Genomic DNA, 353 nt, shown 5'->3' with positions numbered 1-353 from the left:
ATAAAGTAAGAAACGCCGGGGTGAGTGGGGCAAACAATTTCAGCATCATGTTATCGGCCTCTGCGTCGCATCATCCACATGAAATAGGGCGCACCAATGAAGGTCGCACAAAGCCCTGCAGGGATCTGGAAGGGATAGAGAAGGTTACGTCCCACCCAGTCTGCACAGAGTAACAAAATTGCCCCCATGAGTGCCGATGCAATGAGCCGGGTGACTCCCCGCTGGATCCCCATCATCACCACGATATGTGGTGCCAGCAGCCCAACAAAACTCAGCGGGCCGGTCAGTAACGTAGCGCTGGCACAGAGTATCGCCGTCAGGAGTATAATCAGCAGCCGACTTCTGCCCACTGG

At 55.0% G+C, this 353-nt stretch carries 1 protein-coding gene; it reads right to left on the bottom strand.

The features are described 5' to 3' along the window. Window positions 1–50: 50 nt before the first annotated feature. Window positions 51–353: iron chelate uptake ABC transporter family permease subunit (locus tag WH277_RS01280; RefSeq protein ID WP_339503914.1), on the bottom strand; the 303-nt coding region annotated here is incomplete at its 5' end.

The organism is Erwinia sp. MYb416, from assembly GCF_037479575.1.
Lineage (GTDB): Bacteria > Pseudomonadota > Gammaproteobacteria > Enterobacterales > Enterobacteriaceae > Erwinia > Erwinia rhapontici.
Note: the sequence above shows the minus strand (reverse complement) of the source record. Positions and strands in the feature narration are given on the sequence as shown.